Below are 16,835 nucleotides of genomic sequence, written 5' to 3'. Positions count from 1 at the left end.
GCCCGTCACCTCAACTTCAAGGTGGACAGGCCGATCAGCGCCAGGACCACGGCGATGATCCAGAAGCGGATCACCACGGTCGGCTCGGACCAGCCCTTGTGTTCATAGTGATGATGCAGGGGCGCCATGCGGAAGACCCGCTTGCCCGTCATCTTGAACGAGACCACCTGCACGATCACCGACACGGTTTCGAGCACGAACAGCCCGCCGATGATGGCCAGCACGATCTCATGCTTCACCACCACGGCGATGGCGCCCAGCGCACCGCCCAAGGCCAGGCTGCCGGTGTCGCCCATGAAGATCATGGCCGGCGGCGCATTGAACCACAGGAAGCCCAGGCCCGCCCCGACCAGGGCACCGCAAAGCACCGCCAACTCGCCGGCACCGGCGACATGGTGAATTTGCAGGTAATCGGCAAATTTGATGTTGCCCACCAGATAGACGATCACGCCGAAGGCAGCGGCGGCGATCATCACCGGCACGATGGCGAGGCCGTCGAGGCCATCTGTCAGGTTGACGGCATTGCCGGCGCCGACGATCACGAACACCGCCACGGGCACGAAGAACCAGCCGAGTTGAACCAGCAGATCCTTGAAGAAGGGGATGGCCAGCGCCGTCGCATGTTCGGGCGTGGTCAGCCAGACGATCCAGACCACCGCGCCGGTGGCGAAGATGATCTCGACCAGCAGCTTCAGCTTGCCCGGCACGCCCTTGGGATTGACCTTGGTGACCTTGAGGTAGTCGTCGGCAAAGCCGATCAAGCCGAAGCCCAGGGTCACCACCAGAACCGCCCAGACATAGCCCGACGACAGGTCGGCCCACAGCAGCACGGATACGGCCAGGGCGATCAGGATCAGGAAGCCGCCCATGGTCGGCGTGCCCTGCTTGGTGATGAGATGGCTCTGCGGCCCGTCGGCGCGGATGGGCTGGCCCTTCTTCTGCTTGGTCTTCAGCCAGGCGATCAGGCGCGGCCCGATCACGAAGGCGACCAGGAGCGCAGTCAAGGTCGCGCCGCCGGTCCTGAAGGTCAGGTACCGGAAGAGATTGAAGAACGCGAACTCGTCGGCCAGGGGGGCCAAGAGATTAAAGAGCATGTTGCTTCCCGAGTGCCGAAATCGCCTCAGACAGGCGAATCAGCCGAATCAAGCTGTAGTAGTGTATCGATGATCGAGGCCATATAACTGCCCAAAGATCCCTTCACCATCACAACATCTCCTTGACGAACGGCGTCGCGCACGATCGGCGCCAGCGTCTTCGAGTCGGTTGTGTGGGCCCCCTGGAGACCCGTCGGCAGGGCTTGGTAAAGGGCCTGCATATGCGGCCCGCAGGCAAAGACCAGGTCGACGCCGCTGGCCACCAGATCGGGGGCCAGACCGGCATGGAGGGCGTCGGCGTCGGCGCCCAGTTCGCGCATGTCGCCCAGGACGGCGATGCGCCGGCCGCGCGGCCCCGGCTGCGCGGTTTTCAGGTTGGCGAAGGCCGCCCGCATAGAGGCGGGGCTGGCATTATAGCTCTCGTCGACCAGCAGCATCGTGCCGCCGCCCTTGAGGCGCAGTTCGCTGCGACGGCCGCGGCCGGCCGGCGGGGTCAGGTCGGCCAGGGCCAGGGAGGCCAGGGTGATGTCGGCGCCGGCCAGCTCGACCGCCGCCATGACGGCCAGCGAATTCATCGCCCAGTGGCGGCCGGGCGCGCCGATCTTGTAGGTGATGCGGCGGCTGCCGACCATCGCATCGACCACGGTGACATCGGGCTTCAGCACCATGTCGAGCAATTGCACATGGGCGCCGTGGCCGGTGCCGAAGCCCACCACATGGACACCCCGCGCGCGTGCCGCCGCGGCCAGGCGCTCGAAATGGGCGTTGTCGCAGTTGAGGATCGCGGCACCGCCGGCCGGCACGCCGGCGAAGATTTCCGCCTTGGCGTCGGCGATCGCCTCGACCGTATCGAAGAAGGCCATGTGCGCCGGCTCGACCGTGGTCACCACCGCGATGTGGGGGCGCACCAGGCGCGACAGCGGGGTCAGTTCGCCGGCATGGTTCATGCCCATCTCGAACACGCCGAAGCGGGTATCGGCGGGCATGCGCGCCAGGCTGAGCGGCACGCCGACGTGATTGTTGAAGCTGCCGACGCTGGCATGGGTGGCGCCGGACGGGCCCAGCGCCACCTTCAGCGCTTCCTTGGTGCCGGTCTTGCCGACGCTGCCGGTGACGCCGATCGCCACCACATCCGCCCGGGTGCGGGCGGCGCGGGCCAGCGCTTCGAGGCCGGCCATGGTCTCGGGCACCTGCACCAGCGGGGCATCGGGCGCGACGCCGGCCGGCACCTGCGCGACCAGGGCCCCCGCCGCGCCGGCCGCCAGCGCGCCGGCAACGAAGCCATGGCCGTCGGCCTGGCTGCCGGCCAGGGCCACGAACAGGTCGCCGGGGGTGACCCGGCGGGAATCGAAGACGACGCCACTGGCGCGAAAATCAGCCAGCACGGCGCCGCCGGTCGCGGCCGCGATTTCCCGGGCGGTCCACAGCACGCTCATGTCCCGCTGCCTTTGAGGATCCGCAGGGCGGCGCGCACCACCGCGCGGTCGTCGAAGGGGCGAACCTCGTCCTTCACGATCTGGCCCTGCTCGTGGCCCTTGCCGGCGATCACCACGACATCGCCGTAGCTCAGGTCCGACAGGGCCGCCGCGATCGCCGCGGTACGGTCGCCGATCTCGACGGCACCGGGGCTGGCGGCCAGGATCTGGGCGCGGATGGCCTTGGCATCCTCGCTGCGCGGGTTGTCGTCGGTGACGATCACGCGGTCGGCGGTATCGGCCGCGATGCGGCCCATTTCCGGCCGCTTGCCGGGATCGCGGTCGCCGCCGCAGCCAAAGACCACGATCAGGCGCCGCTCGACATGCGGGCGCAGGGCCCCCAGGACACGGGCCAGGGCATCGGGCGTGTGGGCGTAATCGACGAAGACCGGCGCCCCCGACAGGTGAATGCCGGCCAGTTCCATCCGCCCCGGCACGCCTTCGAGCCCGGCCAGGGCGGCCACCGCTGCCGCGATGTCCCCGCCCGTCGCGACGACCAGGCCCAGCGCGACCAGGGCGTTCGACGCCTGGAAGTCGCCGGCCAGGGGCAATTCGACCTCGAACCGCCGGCCGAAGACCGAGAGCGCCAGCGACTGCCCGGCCAGCGTCGGCTGGCGCCGCAGCAGGGCGATGTCCGCCCCCTCGCCGCCCACGGTGATCAGGCGCAATCCCGCGCGTTGCGCGGTCAAGGCGACGGTATTGGCGGCCTCGCCGCCCAGGTTGACGATGGCCGGCGCGCCCAGCGGCAGCAGCGTGTCGAACAGCCGCAGCTTGGCCGCCAGGTAGGCGTGAAGATCGTGGTGATAGTCGAGGTGATCGCGGGTCAGGTTGGTGAAGGCCCCGGCCTTCAGGACCACCCCGTCCAGCCGGCGCTGGTCGAGGCCGTGGCTCGAGGCCTCCATCGCGGCATGATCGATGCCGCTGCCGGCCAGGCCGGCCAGGGCTTCGTGCAGGACCACCGGGTCGGGCGTGGTATGGCCCAGGGGAACGGTGCCGGCTGCCGTCGTAATCCCCAGCGTGCCCAGGGCGGCGGCAGCGTGGCCGGTCGCCTGCCAGAGCTGGCGGGTGAAATGGGCGACCGAGGTCTTGCCGTTGGTGCCGGTCACCGCGACGATGGTGCCGGGCTGGGCGGGATGGAGCTGCGCGGCGGCGAGCGCCAGCGCCCGGCGCGGGTCGTCGACGATGACGACCGGGGCGCCGGCATTCTCGACCCCCGACGGGTCGGCGACGATGGCGACCGCCCCCTTGGCCACCGCGTCGGCGACATAGCGGCGGCCGTCATCCTTGGCGCCGCTCAGCGCGAAGAACAGGGCGCCGGGCACGACCTTGCGGCTGTCGGCGGTCACGGCGGAGACGTCGATCGCGCCGAGCGCCGGCGCCACCGTGGTTTCCGTGATCAGCTCGGCGAGGCGCCTGTTGGGCATGTCGCGGCCTCACTCCTTGTCCGCGGCAACGGTGATGAGCGCACCACCGGCCGTCGCGGGGTCGGGGCCATCGGACGGCAGCACGCCCAGCATGGGGGCGATACGTTCCACGATCCGCGCGACCGTGGGCGCCGCGGTCCAGCCGCCGGTGGCATAGCCGTAGGTTTCCTTGGTGCCCTTGGGCTCGTCGATCATGACCAGCACGACATAGCGCGGCTCGGTCATCGGGAAGGCCGAGACGAAGGACGACAGCAGCGCCTTGCGGGCATAGCCGCCGCCCGAGGCCTTCTCCGCGGTACCGGTCTTGCCGCCGACCCAGTAACCCGGGACGTCCGCCTTGCGCCCCGTGCCGTTGGTCACCACCAGGCGCAGCAGGCGCCGCATGGAGGCCGAGGTCTGCGACGAGATCACCCGCTCGCCCACCGGCGGCCGGGCGTCGTCGGCATGGAGCAGCGTCGGCTGGAAGAAGATGCCGCCGTTGATCAGCGACGAGACGCCGGTCGACAGGTGCAGGGGCGTGACCGAAAGGCCGTGGCCGAAGGCGATGGTCATGGTGTTGATCTCGCGCCACGGGTTGGGCACCAGCGGCGTGCCGGCCTCGGGCAGTTCGATCGACAGGCGGCGGGTCATGCCCATGCGGGACATGAAGTCCTTCTGGCGCTCGATGCCGACATCCAGCGCCATCTTCACCGAGCCGATGTTGGACGAGTAGATGAAGATCTCGGGCACCGACAGCCAGCGGTACTTGGGGTGGTCGTCGTTGATGGTGAAGCGCGCGACCTTGATGGGATGGGTGGCGTCATAGCCGCCGCGCAGGGTGGTGACGCCGTAATCGAGCGCCATCGCCGTGTTCAGCGTCTTGAAGGTCGAGCCCATTTCGTAGGTGCCCAGGGTCGCCCGGTTGAAGCGGGTTTCCTGGTTGGCCCCGCCGGGATTGTTGGGGTCGAAATCGGGCAGCGAGACCATGGCGATCATCTCGCCCGTGCGCACGTCCTGCACCACCGCGGCGCCGCCGATGGCGCGGAAGGTCTGGATGGCGCGCGCCAACTCGTCGGTCACGGCATGCTGGACCCGGATATCGAGCGAGAGCTGCAACGGCTTGCCGCCGCGCGCGGGATCGCGCAGGACTTCGTCGAAACGCGCCTCGATCCCCGAGATGCCCTTGCTGTCGATATCGACGAAGCCCAGGACATGGGAGGCCAGGCGCCCGAACGGATAGACCCGGCGTTCTTCCCGCTGGAACGAGAAGCCGGGAATGCCGAGGCTGTTGACCTCGTATTCCTGGCGGGGCGTCAGGTTGCGCTTGATCCAGACGAAGGTCTTGCCCGAGCGCAGCTTGGTATCGAGTTCGGCGCGCGACAGGTCGGGCAGGACATGCATCAGCTTGGCCACCGCCTCGTCCACGTCGATCAGCCTGGCGGTATCGGCATAAAGCGATGCGGTCGACAGGTTGGTGGCCAGGACCGTGCCGTTGCGGTCGGTGATCGCCGCGCGTTCCACGATCGGCTCGGCCGAGGTCACCCGCGCGTCGTCGGGCTGGCGCAGCACGGCAAGATCGACCAGGCGGCCGGCCAGCATCAGGAAGCAGAAGCAGAACACCGCGCCGAGCACGATCAGGCGGTTGCGGCCGATTTCGATCGCCTGCTTGGTCAGGCCGTCGAGCACCACGGTCGGGCGCGGCCGGTTACCCGCGAAGACGGGGGCGCCTTCGGGGATATGGACCGGCGACAGCCGTGGCAGCGGCGCGCGCGGGATCGGATCGTAATCCCCGCCGTTCATCGCCGTTCCGTCGGGTAGCTGGGCTCGCCGCTCGCGAAGATGCGCGAGACGCCGTCGAGCAGCGGATCCGCCGGGGCACTGGCTACGGCGCTGGGCACCGGGGCGGGCCTGGGGGCGGGCTGCGCCGGCCTGGCAGGGGCCGCCGGCACCGAGGCCGTGCGCGTGGGCGCCGCCGGGGCGGGCGGCTTGGTGGTCGCGGGCTTGGCCGGTGCCGGCTTGGGCGCGGCCGGCTTCGCCGGGGCGGCGACGGGCTTGGTGATCGCCGGGGCGGCGACGGGCTTGGTCGCCGCCGGGGCCGCCGGCTTGGCGGCGGCAGGCTTGCCCGCTGCGGGCTTCGTCGTGACCACGGCCACCGGGCCGGCGCCGGGCGTCGCATCCGCGACCAGGCCGTCAGCCCCCGGAGCGGCCGGCGGCGCCACCGGGCGCAGCGGCAGGCGTTCGACCGTGCCGATCTGCGCGGCCTTGATCGGCTTGAGGTCGAGGTAGCGCTCGGCGAGTTCCTGAATCCGGGCGGGCTGGTTCAGATAGGCCCATTCGGCGCTCAGCACCTGAATCGCCTGCTGTTCGCGGGCAACACCTTGATGCAACTGGCGCGCCTCCTGCTCCAGCAGGCGGACTTCGTACTTCACCTGATAGAGCGTGGCGGCGGCGCCGATCGCCAGGGCGACGGCGGCAATGGTCAGGATCCGGCTCATGCGTGGCCCTCCTCGAGACCCCAGGCGGGTGCCGCCGTCCGGCGCGCCGCGCGCAGCCGGGCCGAACGCGCCCGCGGGTTGATGCGGATTTCCTCGTCCCCGGGCTTGGCCGCACCGCGGAACAGGAGTTCGAAACTGGGCGCCCGTCCGCCGGCACGGACGGGCGCGTGACGCGAGGGGCCACCCTCGACCCCGGCGCGCTGTGTGAGGAAGCGCTTCACGGCGCGATCTTCGAGACTGTGGAAGGAGACGACGGCCAGGCGGCCGCCGGGCGCCAGCAGGCGCTCGGCCGCGACCAGGCCGCGGTCGAGTTCGCCCAATTCGTCGTTCACCGCGATGCGCAAGGCCTGGAAGGTCTTGGTCGCCGGGTGGATGCGGTCACGCTCGGCACCATGGCGGCCGATGGCCCGGGCGACGATGTCGGCCAGCACGCGGGTGCGGGTGATCGGGGCCTGCGACCGCGCCTCGACGATGAAGCGGGCGACGCGGCGCGAGGCGCGTTCCTCGCCATAGGCATAGATCAGGTCGGCGAGATCGGCTTCCGGCGTCTCGTTGACGATGTCGGCGGCGGTACGGCTGCTGCCGCCCATGCGCATGTCGAGGGGGCCGTCCTCGCGGAAGGAAAAGCCGCGGTCGGCCTCGTCGAACTGCATCGAGGAGACGCCCAGGTCCAGAGCGATCCCGTCCACCGCCGCCAGGCCGTGGGCGGCCAGCAGGCCGACCATGTCGCCGAAGCAGCCCTCGACCATGGTGAAGCGGCCGGGCGCCTGGGCCTCGAGCGCGCGGCCGCGGGCAACCGCCGTGGGATCGCGGTCGATGCCGAAGACGCGGCAGTCGCCAGCGCCCAGGAAGGCGCGGGAATAGCCGCCGGCACCGAAGGTGCCGTCGACCACCACGTCGCCCGGCTGCGGGCCGATCGCCTGCACGGCCTCGTCGCGCAGGACGGAGATGTGGGGGGCGTCCTGGTCGGGGATCATGCCGCCCCTCCCCCGTTGGCGCCACGGCCCGGCCAGTTCAGGCGGCCGCGGCTTTCGCGGGTGATCTGGGCCGCCTGGGCGTTCATCTGGGCAAAGGCCGCCGGTTCCCAGATGCGGAACTGCTGGCCCAGGCCGACGAAGACCAGGCTCTCGGTGATGCCGGCATGGGCCATCAGCCCCTCGGGCAGGCTGATGCGGCCTTCCGGATCGAAGGCGAGCTGGTGCGAGGCACCGAAAATGGCGGTCGAGAAGGCCTCACGCTCGGCCGAGAAGGGGGCGAGATCGTCGACCGCGGCGGCAAGCCGCTCGAAATAGGTGAGGCCGGCGCCGTCGATCGCCGGGAAATCGAGCGAGGGATAGACGTAGATGCCCTGGAATCCCTGGGCCGCGGCCAGCGTGCGGAAGGGCGCCGGGACGGAGACCCGACCCTTCTTGTCCACCTTGTTGGTGTATGTGGACGTGAACAACGCCAGCATCAAAGCCCCCGAACCACCCCGCAAAGGCGACGGGTCGAGGGCATCGACGCGCCCGCAGGATGGGATAGATTGGGATACCATGGGAAATTATGGGGGTCAATGGGCAGGACTGGTAAATAGCTGGGAAATCACGCCATTTCGTCTGGCATCCCGCTTGCCTATGACTCCGCCGATCGGCAAGACGCCCGGAGGCGCCGCCGCGATCAATAGTTCATGATTTGTTCCGAATTACTTTGCCCCCGGCGCGCTAAGCGCCGGGGGCGGCAGGCGGTTGGCCTTAAGAGAGGGTGGCCAATGCTTCGGGCTTGAACGGCTGCAGCTCGTCCAGTTGGCCCAGGCGGATCTTGCGCGCCCAGGCCGGGTCGACCAGCAGCGCGCGGCCCACGGCCACCAGGTCGAATTCACCGGCATCGAGCCGACCGAGCAGGTCGTCGATACCGGCCGCCTGGGCGCTCTCGCCCTTGAACGATGCCAGGAATTCGCCTGACAACCCGACGCTGCCGACCGTGATCGTCGGCTTGCCCGTCAGCTTCTTGGTCCAGCCCGCCAGGTTCAGGGACGCCCCCTCGAATTCCGGCTCCCAGAAGCGGCGGGTCGAGCAATGGAAGACGTCGACCCCGGCCTGGGACAGCGGCTGCAGGAAGGCTTCCAGCGCCTCGGGCGTGGTGGCCAGGCGGGCGGTGTAGTCCTGCTGCTTCCATTGGGAAAAACGCAGGATCACCGGATAGTCGGGCCGACGGCGTGGCGGATCGCCTCGATGATATCGATGGCCATCTGCTGGCGCCGGCGGGCATCGCCGCCGTAGTTGTCTGCCCGCTCGTTGAGGCCGGCCCAGAAGAACTGATCGATCAGGTAACCATGGGCACCGTGGATTTCGACCCCGTCGAAGCCCAGATCCCGGGCATCGGCGGCGCCACGGGCGAAACCGTCGACCACCGCGCGGATTTCCTCAGGCCTCATCGGCTCGGCGACCTTCTTGCCCGGCACGACGAGACCCGACGGGCCGACGCTGGGCTGGCCCGGCAGCGGGGCATTGGGCGATTTGGGATTGCGCGCCATGCCGACATGCCAGAGCTGGGGCATGATGCGGCCGCCGGCCTCGTGCACTTCGGCCACCACGCGGCGCCAGCCCTCACGGGCCGGGCCGTAGAAATTGGGCACGTTCACATCCATCGACGACACCGCATGGTCGATGGTGGTGCCCTCGGTGATGATCAGGCCGACATCGTTTTCGGCCCGGCGCCGGTAATAGGCGGCAACATCGGCCCCGGGAATGCCACCCGGCGACCGCGACCGCGTCATCGGCGCCATGACGATACGGTTGGCCAGGGTCAGGCCATTGATCGTAAACGGCGAAAACAGTGTCGAAAGTCCGCTTTTCATGATCTTGGTTCCCTGCGCATTTCCGGCTCGCTGGCCCCCGGTTACATCATTCTGTTTGGACTGGATAGTGGCCAGGAACCGCGAGGCGGGCCCGAGCATGCGGCGGCCGATACGCTGCCCTGCGGCTGGCGCGGCTTCTCGCCTGCCCCGGATATCCCGATGATCGAGGGCGCAAGTGCCCCATAAACATCAGCGCGGTGCGATATGAAGACGATCCTGGGATGGATGCTGGCCCTGGCGGTCGGCCTGATCGGCGGCCATGCGATCCCGGCCCGGGCGGCGGAGGTATGGGAACAGCTTCCAGCCCCTGCCCCGCTGCCCAAGGCGACGGAGAGCGGCTATGCCGCGGTCAACGGGATCGAGCTTTGGTACGCCGTCTATGGCGAGGGCCAGCCGGTCGTCTTCCTGCATGGCGGCCTGGCCAACGGCGAGTACTGGGGCAACCAGGTCCAGGTCTTCGCCAAGCAGTACAAGGTGATCCTGGTCGACAGCCGCGGCCACGGCCGCAGCACGCGGGACGACAAGCCCTATACCTACGGCCTGATGGCGTCGGACGTGGTGGCGCTGCTGGACAAGCTCGAGATCGAGAAGGCCGCGGTCGTCGGCTGGAGCGACGGCGGCATCATCGGCCTGGACCTCGCCATTCATCATCCCGAGCGGCTGACCCGGGTGTTCGCCTTCGGCGCCAATTCCGACCCTTCGGGCCTGCGCGAAGGCCTCGACACCAACGCGACCTTCAACCGCTTCATCGAGGAAGCGGGTCAGGCCTATGCCCGGCTGTCGAAGACGCCCAAGGACTACGACGGTTTCCTGGCCGCGATTGCCAAGATGTGGGCGACCGAGCCCAACTATACCCAGGCCCAGTTGAACGGCATCAAGGTGCCGGTCGCCATCGCCGACGGCGAATATGACGAGGCGATCAAGCGTGAACACACCGAGTGGCTGGCGCAGCAGATCCCCGGCGCCAAACTCGTCATCCTGCCCAAGGTCAGCCATTTCGCCATGCTGCAGAACCCGGCGGTATTCGATGCCGCCGTGCTCGCCTTCCTCGCGGGCGAGTAACGCGGCGCGAGAACCGTGCCGCCGTCAGCCTCGACGCAGGGGTCAGCGGCCGGGGCCGACCAGCAGGCGCGACAGGGCCAATTCGTTGATCGCCGCGGGGTTGGCTTGCAGCAGCCGGGCCAGATAGGCCTGGGCGTCGGCCGCCGCGCGCTCGCGCCGCAGCGCGGCGACCAGTTCGGCGCGCACCTCGGCGATCGGCCGCGTATAGGCCGCCTTGGTGTCCAGCAGCTTGACGATGTGCCAGCCGTCGTCGAGACGGACGGGTTCGCTGATGCCGTCCTTGGGCAGGCCCGCCACCTGGTCGCGGATTTCCGGCCGGATCGCATCATCGCGCACCCAGCCGATTTCGCCCCGGGCCGCATCCTCGTCCGAGAGCTTGGCCGCCACGACAGCAAAATCCGCGCCCTTCTCTTTCAGCCTGGCCTGCACCGCGTCGAGTTTCTTGCGCGCGGCCTCCTCGGCCGGCTTGTCCGCCCCCTTGGGCAGGGCGATGAAGATCTGCGCCAGGCGGTACTGGCGCGGCACCAGGAAGCTCGTCTTGTTCGCCTCATAGGCGCTGGCGATATCGGCGTCACCCGGGAAATCGGCCGGCGGCTCGGCGACGGAACGCAGGTAGTTCTCGATCACCACGCCCTGGCGGGCCCGCTCGATCGCCGCCGCCACCTCGGGTTTCTGGTCCCACTTGCGGGCCAGCGCCTCGGCATAGAGCAGGCGCGTGGCCAGCAATTGCCGCAGGGTCTGTCCCAGCAGGGCGGGATCCTTGGCCAGCGCTTCGCGTTGCTGCGCGGGCAGCCCCTCCAGCATCGCCTGGACTTCGGCGGCCGTAATGTCGACAGAGCCGACGCGGGCCACCACCTCGGCGCCGGCATCCTGGGCCCGCAGCGGCAGCGCGGCGACCATCAGCACAGCCAGGGTGGCGATGCGCAGCATGGCGACGCCCGTCATGGCGCCACCTTCCCGTCCAGCAGCTTGTCCTTGTAGTCCTGCACCAGGGTTTCGAGTTCCACCCGCTTCAAGCCCAGGAACGGCTCGCGCCCGCCCACGACATCAGCCAAATCGGTATCGGCATAGGCCTCCAGGATCTCGCTGCCGACCTTGTAGAGCTGGACATTCTTCACCTCGCAGGCCTCGGCCCGCTTGGTCTGCGCGTCGAGTTCGCCGACGAGTTGCTTGCGCGCCTCCTCCAGGATCTGCCCCTCGCCCATCGCCTTCTGGTAGGAGGCCCGGCATTGGCCGAGAACGCCCTGCACCTTGTCGATCGATGCGTTCTGGTCGGCCACCTGGGTTTCCAGCCGGGCCACCGCGCTCGCCTGTTCGACCGACTCCTTCTTGGCAGCGCCCAGTTGCGTGTTCAGGCCGGCGATCTGCGCCTTCAACGCATCGCGTTCCTTCTCCGCCACGCTCAGCTTGGCTTGCAGCACGGTGCGCTCGTCTTCGAGGGCGCGCTGCTGCGCGGTCGCCGTGCGCAGGGCCTCGCGCAGGCGCGCCTCGGTATCGTCGGCCAGGGCCGGGGTAATCAGGGAGATGGCGATCATCAAAGCCGGAACGGCGACGCGGCGCATGATCAGAACCTCGCGTTCAGATCGGCCTGGAAGACATCGACCGCGTAGGGCGCACCGGCGATGCTGTCGGCCGACTGCCAGCGCATGCCGGCAAACACGTTCTCGTTCAGCGCCAGGTTGCCGCCGATCAGGAAACCTTCGAGATTGGTGCCGCCCAGACCGAAGTCGGAGTCGTTGAACCCGTCCACGATGGCGTCCGACTCGATGTACTTGTAGGCGAAGCGCAGGTTCCAGTCCCAGCGCTGCTTCAGCGACTCGGTCCCGACGGTGAGACGGGCCATGTAGCCGGTGTCGCCGCCTTCGAATTCGCCCGGCGTGGTTCCGTCCGGCGTCGGCGCACGATTGTTGATACCCAGGGTGCGGGCACGGCTCTCGTCGAAGGCGAGATTCTTCACGTATTCGCCGTCGAGCGTGACGCGGATGGGATCAAACTGGGCCAGGTCCAGCCGGGCCGTCAGCGCCAGCTCGCGGAACCCGGTGGCCAGGCCGAAATACTGGAACTGATCGGTGGTGCCATTGCCGTTGTCCGCCGTCGGCGAAATCGAGCGCAGCGCCATGTAGGTATTGCCCTTCTGGGCAAAGGAAGGACGCGTCAGGTCGGTATCGCAGGCATCCGCCGCACTGAGCACCAAGCAGGGGCTCGACCGTTCGCCCCTGATGTTTTCGTAGTGGTAATAGCTCAAGCCCGCCTTCAGCCGATAGTCCTCGGCAAACTTCCAGTCGACACCGGCCTGGGCGCCATAGAGCCATTTATCGTGGCTTTCGAATTTCGCCGGCTGATTGCTGGCGAAATTGAAGTCGGTGTTGTAGACGGGAAAGGCGCCGAGCACGGCAAACGGCTGCAATTCCTTGTCCACGGCATAGGTTGCCGACAGGGCCAGGCCATCGAAGCCCAGGTCGTCATCCCACAGCAGGTCCGTCCCGAAGAACGGGTTGTCGAAGCGGCCGCCGTCCACGGTCACGTCGAGTGCATCCGTCATCTTGGCCCGATAGCGGACATAGCCGCGGTCGAGCCAGATGGCATATTTGCTGAAATCGCCACCGCTGCCGCCCAGGCTTTGATTCGTCGAGACGGGCGAGTTGCTGTCGCCCGTCGCCACGCGCACACCTGCACTGAAGCCGTTGCCGAGCTGGGCAACGACGCCCAACCGTGCCCGCAACCGAAGCCGTTCCCGATCCTGATCGACATTGAGCTGCGGCGCGAAATTGGGATTGGTATCCGACACGTCATACGGGTTGCCGGTGTTGATGGCATTGAAGTTCGGGAACTCGCCGGTGTTGGCGTTCTCGTTGCCGAAGTAATCGCCTTCATACCGCAGCCGGATATCACCCGAGAACTTCAGCCGCTGGGTCCAGTCGGGGATGGCGTTGGGGGTGGCCCAGCCTTCGCGCTTGGCCTGGGCCATCACCTCGGTGCGGACTTCGTCGCGGATCTGCTTGCGCACCATCTCGGGCACATACTGCACCCGTACCGTGCCGTCGGGGCTGGGGACCGCCACCGCGGTGCCCGCGCCGGCCGGCGTCGCGACCGCGGTGCGCGCCGCCGCCGCCTCAGCTTCCGCCTGGGCAATCAGGCCATCGGCATCGGCACGGGTGATCAGGCCGCGCTTCACCATCAGGTTGATCAGGTTGACCGTGGCATTGGACGACGGCGCCGCATCCTGCGCCCAAGCGGGCGCGCCGGCCGCGAGGCCGGCCAAGCACAACAGCGCAGGCCCGAGGTGGCGATAGCCGGTTTTCACTCGATACGACATGGGATCCCCACATTCATCCTCTGGCGCGTCGCCGCGCCTAGCATCCTCTGGCGCGTCGCCGCGCCCAGCTCTACCGCTGCGCCTTGACGCGCAGAATGATTGGTTGCGGCATGTCGGGCGGCGGCGGGCCGGCCGAGGGCGCGCTCAGCATCAGTTCCTTGATCGCCCGGTCGATCTCGGCATTTCCGGTCGAACCGCCGAGTTCCACGCGCGTAATCCTTCCTGTTCCATCCAGCCAGATCCGGGGCTTCAAGGCCAGGGTCGACGCCTTCTTGAGCCGGGGATCGCGATTCAGCAGCGCCGAAATGGCCGTGGAGTAGCGGTTCGAGTAGCCGGCCCATTTGGTGCCTCCACCGCCGCCGCCACTGCCGACCAGGCCATTGCCCCCGGGGCGGCCGGCGAGGCCGAAGCTGTCGCCGGGGCCGGTACCCTCCTGGTCCAGGCCGAGCGGCGCCGGCGGCGGCTCGTCGGGCTTGGCTTCCTCGGGCTTGGCCTCGGGAATTTCTTCCTTGATCTCGGGTTCCGCCACCTCGGGTTCGGGCGGCGGCTCGTCGGGCGGCGGGGTGGCGGGGGTGGCGGCGGCGGGGGCGGCACGATCTGCACCACCTGCAGTTCCTGGACCTTGCGGGTCGGCTTGCTGTCGCCCCCGTCGAACACGAGGACGATGGCGGCGATCACCCCGACGGCGACGACGCCGGCGGCAATGGCCGGGCCATTCCGCGTGACGAAGCCCTGCCGGTGCGGTGCGCGCTTGGCCATGACGCCGTCCCGCCCGCTACTTGACGAGCGGCTTGGTAGCCAAGCCGACCTGGGTGATACCGACCTGGCCCAGCATGTCGAGGATGTCCATCACCCCTTGATACTGCGTGAGGCCGTCCCCCTTCACGACCACCGGGAAATCCGGGGTCAGCGCCTTCTGCGACAGCAGGCGCTGCTTGAGATCGTCCAGCGAGGCAACCGGTGTCGTGTTGAGGAACATGCGCCCCTCGGCGTTCACGGTGATCGCCTGGGTCTTGTTCTCGGCCAGGCTGGGCTGGGCGCTGGCACGCGGCAGGTTCACCTTCATGCCCTGCACGCTGGCCGTCGTCATGATGATGAAGATGACCAGCAGCACATAGGCGAGATCCAGCATCGGCGTGATGTTGATATCGTCATAGGGTTTGTTGTCGCCCTGGACCTGCATCGCCGTCACTCCGCCGCATAGGCGTCGTCGGGCCTGGGCTTGTGGGCATCGGGCCGCCAGGCATAGAACTCGGCCATGCGCGTGACGAATTCGTCGACGAAGATGTGCATGTCGCTGGTCGCATCCTTGATGCGCGTATTGAGGTAGTTGTAGGCAAACAGCGCCGGGATCGCGACGGCGAGGCCGGCCACGGTCGCGAGCAGGGCCGCGGCGATGCCCGGGGCGATCGCGTTCACATTGACGTCGCCCGAGGCCGCGATGGCAGCGAAGGTGATCATGACGCCGACCACCGTGCCCAGCAGGCCGAGGAACGGCCCCCGGAAATCGCGATGGTCAGCACCACCACCTGGGAATTGAGCTTCTGGGTCTCGCGCACCAGGGCACTGTCGAGGCTGGCGCGGATCGCCGCGATCGATTCCGCCGGCAGGAATTTCGGCCCCTGTTCATTGCCCGCGAAGCGGCGCCGGATCTCGTGCGCGCCGGCATGATAGACCCGGTAGAGCGAGGAACTGCGCATCATCCGGGCATCGCTCTCGGTGATCAGCCCGCCCATGGACGAGACGTGATCGGCATCGCCCCGGTCGAGGATGGTGAGGTCGCTCGCCACCTCGTCGAAGTGCTCGAGGAACTGGCGGTTGGCCTTGCCCTGACGATTCACATAGGACAGCTTGCCCGCGACCACGATCCACGAGACCACGGCCATGAGCGCCAGGATGCCGATGACCACCCAGGCGTCGAGCGTCACCGATTTCACGATCACCGCGAAATAGCCGGTCAGCCAGCTCGCGGTTTCTTCGTCGACGCTGAACGTCAGGAATTTGGCGTTTTCGGCCCCCTGCCCGAACGCCGCCGCCTTGATGAAGCCGGCCGGGCGCGCGACCTTGGCGATTTCGAGCTCGTCGAGTTCGCCGACGAAGCCGACGTAGGTCGGCGCAGCCGGCACGGCTTCGACCGGCGGGGCCGCCGGCACGGCGCCGGCGTCGGGCGTCAGCGCGGGTTCGACGACGGCAGGCGCCGCTGGCGCCACCACCGGTGCCGGCGGCGCCACCTCGGCGCCGATGACCGCGGGCGTGGCCATGGCGGCGAGGACGGCGTTCACCTGGGCGTAGGAGACGCCATCGACATAGACGGTCACCTGCTGGCCATCGGCCGCCACGGCGAGGTGATGCCAGGTGCCGGCCGCGAGCGGTCTGCCGAGCGCACTGCGCTGGGTGCCGAAGGCATTGCTCACTTCGACGAAGGGCGCGCCGTTGTCTGCGCCGATGGTCAGGCCGGCCACGCCGTCGCGCCGGCTGAAGATCACGGCATTGGGCTGGGCCGCGTTCATCTTGACCCAGGCGGACCAGGTCATGGCCGCGCCGTTGTCCCAGGCGAGCGAGGCCGAGGCCGGCAGCGTCACCGTCAACTGGCCGTCCAGGCGCAGGCCCGACCCGATCATCGCGCCGTCGCCGGTCAACCCGGCGGTCTGCGCGCTGTTGCCCCAGGTGGTGTAATCGCGCACGGGCACGCCGCGCTCGGTGAAATGATAGGCGAGGACGGTGTTAGGGTCGTAGGTCCCCTTGGCATCCTCGGCCGCCGAGGCCTTGGTATTGCCGTAGTAGAGCCACAGCTTTGCCTGGGCGCCGGGCTTGAGATCCGGCACCGAGACCCAGACGAAAGCCTCGCCCAGCAGGGTGTCGTATTTCTCGATGTGATGCTTCAGCGGCGTCACGTCGTCCTCGGCGACGAAGCGCAGGTCCGCGCCGTCCTCCTTCGCCACCTCGAACTGGAAGTTGCCCGAATGCAGCCGGATCAGCACGGGCGTGGTGCCGATCGGCTCGGTGATGGCGGCCCCGGTGGCGCTGGTATCGATGGTCAGTTGCTTGCGCAGCGTCCACTCATCGTTCCACCAGGCCTGCGCCGCACTGGGCAGCAGCATCAGGCCGGCCAGAAGGCCCAGCATCGTGGCCATGATCGGCCCAGCAAACCGGC

At 68.5% G+C, this 16,835-nt stretch carries 17 protein-coding genes; 1 reads left to right on the top strand and 16 read right to left on the bottom strand.

The window, feature by feature from the left end; genetic code table 11:
* Positions 1 to 5: 5 nt before the first annotated feature.
* The 9 genes from mraY to D3874_RS31505 all read right to left on the bottom strand — a co-directional run bounded on the left by mraY (position 6) and on the right by D3874_RS31505 (position 9,303).
* Positions 6 to 1,094, bottom strand: coding sequence for a phospho-N-acetylmuramoyl-pentapeptide-transferase (mraY, locus tag D3874_RS05555; protein ID WP_119777198.1), 1,089 nt, complete (start codon positions 1,092 to 1,094; stop codon positions 6 to 8).
* A 26-nt stretch (positions 1,095 to 1,120) separates the two neighbouring features.
* Entirely contained in the window at positions 1,121 to 2,530 is a 1,410-nt protein-coding gene (locus D3874_RS05550; protein ID WP_119777197.1) for a UDP-N-acetylmuramoylalanyl-D-glutamyl-2,6-diaminopimelate--D-alanyl-D-alanine ligase, read from the bottom strand.
* On the bottom strand, positions 2,527 to 3,993 hold the full coding sequence (locus tag D3874_RS05545; RefSeq protein WP_119777196.1) for a UDP-N-acetylmuramoyl-L-alanyl-D-glutamate--2,6-diaminopimelate ligase: 1,467 nt from the start codon (positions 3,991 to 3,993) through the stop codon (positions 2,527 to 2,529). The genes D3874_RS05550 and D3874_RS05545 overlap by 4 nt, the downstream gene beginning before the upstream one ends.
* 9 nt (positions 3,994 to 4,002) lie before the next feature.
* Positions 4,003 to 5,772 (bottom strand): peptidoglycan D,D-transpeptidase FtsI family protein, encoded by a 1,770-nt coding sequence (locus D3874_RS05540; RefSeq protein WP_119777195.1) that lies wholly within the window; start codon positions 5,770 to 5,772, stop codon positions 4,003 to 4,005.
* Complete coding sequence (gene ftsL / locus D3874_RS29095) at positions 5,769 to 6,467, bottom strand: cell division protein FtsL (protein WP_199698955.1); 699 nt, start codon at positions 6,465 to 6,467, stop codon at positions 5,769 to 5,771. Before ftsL ends, D3874_RS05540 begins: the two co-directional genes overlap by 4 nt.
* Positions 6,464 to 7,444, bottom strand: coding sequence for a 16S rRNA (cytosine(1402)-N(4))-methyltransferase RsmH (rsmH, locus tag D3874_RS05530; RefSeq protein ID WP_119777194.1), 981 nt, complete (start codon positions 7,442 to 7,444; stop codon positions 6,464 to 6,466). The genes ftsL and rsmH overlap by 4 nt, the downstream gene beginning before the upstream one ends.
* Positions 7,441 to 7,920, bottom strand: coding sequence for a division/cell wall cluster transcriptional repressor MraZ (locus D3874_RS05525; protein WP_119777193.1), 480 nt, complete (start codon positions 7,918 to 7,920; stop codon positions 7,441 to 7,443). The genes rsmH and D3874_RS05525 overlap by 4 nt, the downstream gene beginning before the upstream one ends.
* 277 nt (positions 7,921 to 8,197) lie before the next feature.
* Positions 8,198 to 8,641 carry a beta/alpha barrel domain-containing protein gene (locus tag D3874_RS31510; protein WP_338016686.1) on the bottom strand — a complete coding sequence of 148 codons (444 nt, stop codon included), beginning with the start codon at positions 8,639 to 8,641 and terminating at the stop codon, positions 8,198 to 8,200.
* Positions 8,638 to 9,303 carry an oxidoreductase gene (locus tag D3874_RS31505; protein WP_338016685.1) on the bottom strand — a complete coding sequence of 222 codons (666 nt, stop codon included), beginning with the start codon at positions 9,301 to 9,303 and terminating at the stop codon, positions 8,638 to 8,640. Before D3874_RS31505 ends, D3874_RS31510 begins: the two co-directional genes overlap by 4 nt.
* 204 nt (positions 9,304 to 9,507) lie before the next feature.
* On the opposite strand from D3874_RS31505, the gene D3874_RS05515 reads away from it, so the two are divergent.
* A complete protein-coding gene (locus tag D3874_RS05515; protein ID WP_119777192.1) occupies positions 9,508 to 10,365 on the top strand; it encodes an alpha/beta fold hydrolase in 858 nt (285 codons plus the stop codon).
* Between the two features lie 42 nt (positions 10,366 to 10,407).
* Here the strand turns inward: D3874_RS05515 and D3874_RS05510 are convergent, their stop codons facing one another.
* From D3874_RS05510 to D3874_RS05485, 7 genes are all read right to left on the bottom strand, one after another.
* Positions 10,408 to 11,310 (bottom strand): peptidylprolyl isomerase, encoded by a 903-nt coding sequence (locus tag D3874_RS05510; RefSeq protein ID WP_119777191.1) that lies wholly within the window; start codon positions 11,308 to 11,310, stop codon positions 10,408 to 10,410.
* Positions 11,307 to 11,927, bottom strand: a complete 621-nt coding sequence (locus tag D3874_RS05505) for a hypothetical protein (RefSeq protein WP_119777190.1) — start codon at positions 11,925 to 11,927, stop codon at positions 11,307 to 11,309. The genes D3874_RS05510 and D3874_RS05505 overlap by 4 nt, the downstream gene beginning before the upstream one ends.
* A gap of 2 nt (positions 11,928 to 11,929) precedes the next feature.
* Entirely contained in the window at positions 11,930 to 13,681 is a 1,752-nt protein-coding gene (locus D3874_RS05500) for a putative porin (protein WP_119777189.1), read from the bottom strand.
* Between the two features lie 70 nt (positions 13,682 to 13,751).
* Entirely contained in the window at positions 13,752 to 14,210 is a 459-nt protein-coding gene (locus D3874_RS05495; RefSeq protein ID WP_119777188.1) for a hypothetical protein, read from the bottom strand.
* A gap of 246 nt (positions 14,211 to 14,456) precedes the next feature.
* Positions 14,457 to 14,864, bottom strand: coding sequence for an ExbD/TolR family protein (locus D3874_RS05490; protein WP_119782147.1), 408 nt, complete (start codon positions 14,862 to 14,864; stop codon positions 14,457 to 14,459).
* A gap of 5 nt (positions 14,865 to 14,869) precedes the next feature.
* A complete protein-coding gene (locus tag D3874_RS29090) occupies positions 14,870 to 15,142 on the bottom strand; it encodes a MotA/TolQ/ExbB proton channel family protein (RefSeq protein WP_199698954.1) in 273 nt (90 codons plus the stop codon).
* Positions 15,139 to 16,815, bottom strand: a complete 1,677-nt coding sequence (locus D3874_RS05485) for a DUF2341 domain-containing protein (protein WP_199698953.1) — start codon at positions 16,813 to 16,815, stop codon at positions 15,139 to 15,141. The genes D3874_RS29090 and D3874_RS05485 overlap by 4 nt, the downstream gene beginning before the upstream one ends.
* Between the last annotated feature and the right edge of the window lie 20 nt (positions 16,816 to 16,835).

This window comes from Oleomonas cavernae (assembly GCF_003590945.1).
Taxonomy (GTDB): Bacteria; Pseudomonadota; Alphaproteobacteria; order Zavarziniales; family Zavarziniaceae; genus Zavarzinia; species Zavarzinia cavernae.
This window is presented reverse-complemented; position numbering and strand designations above follow the sequence as displayed.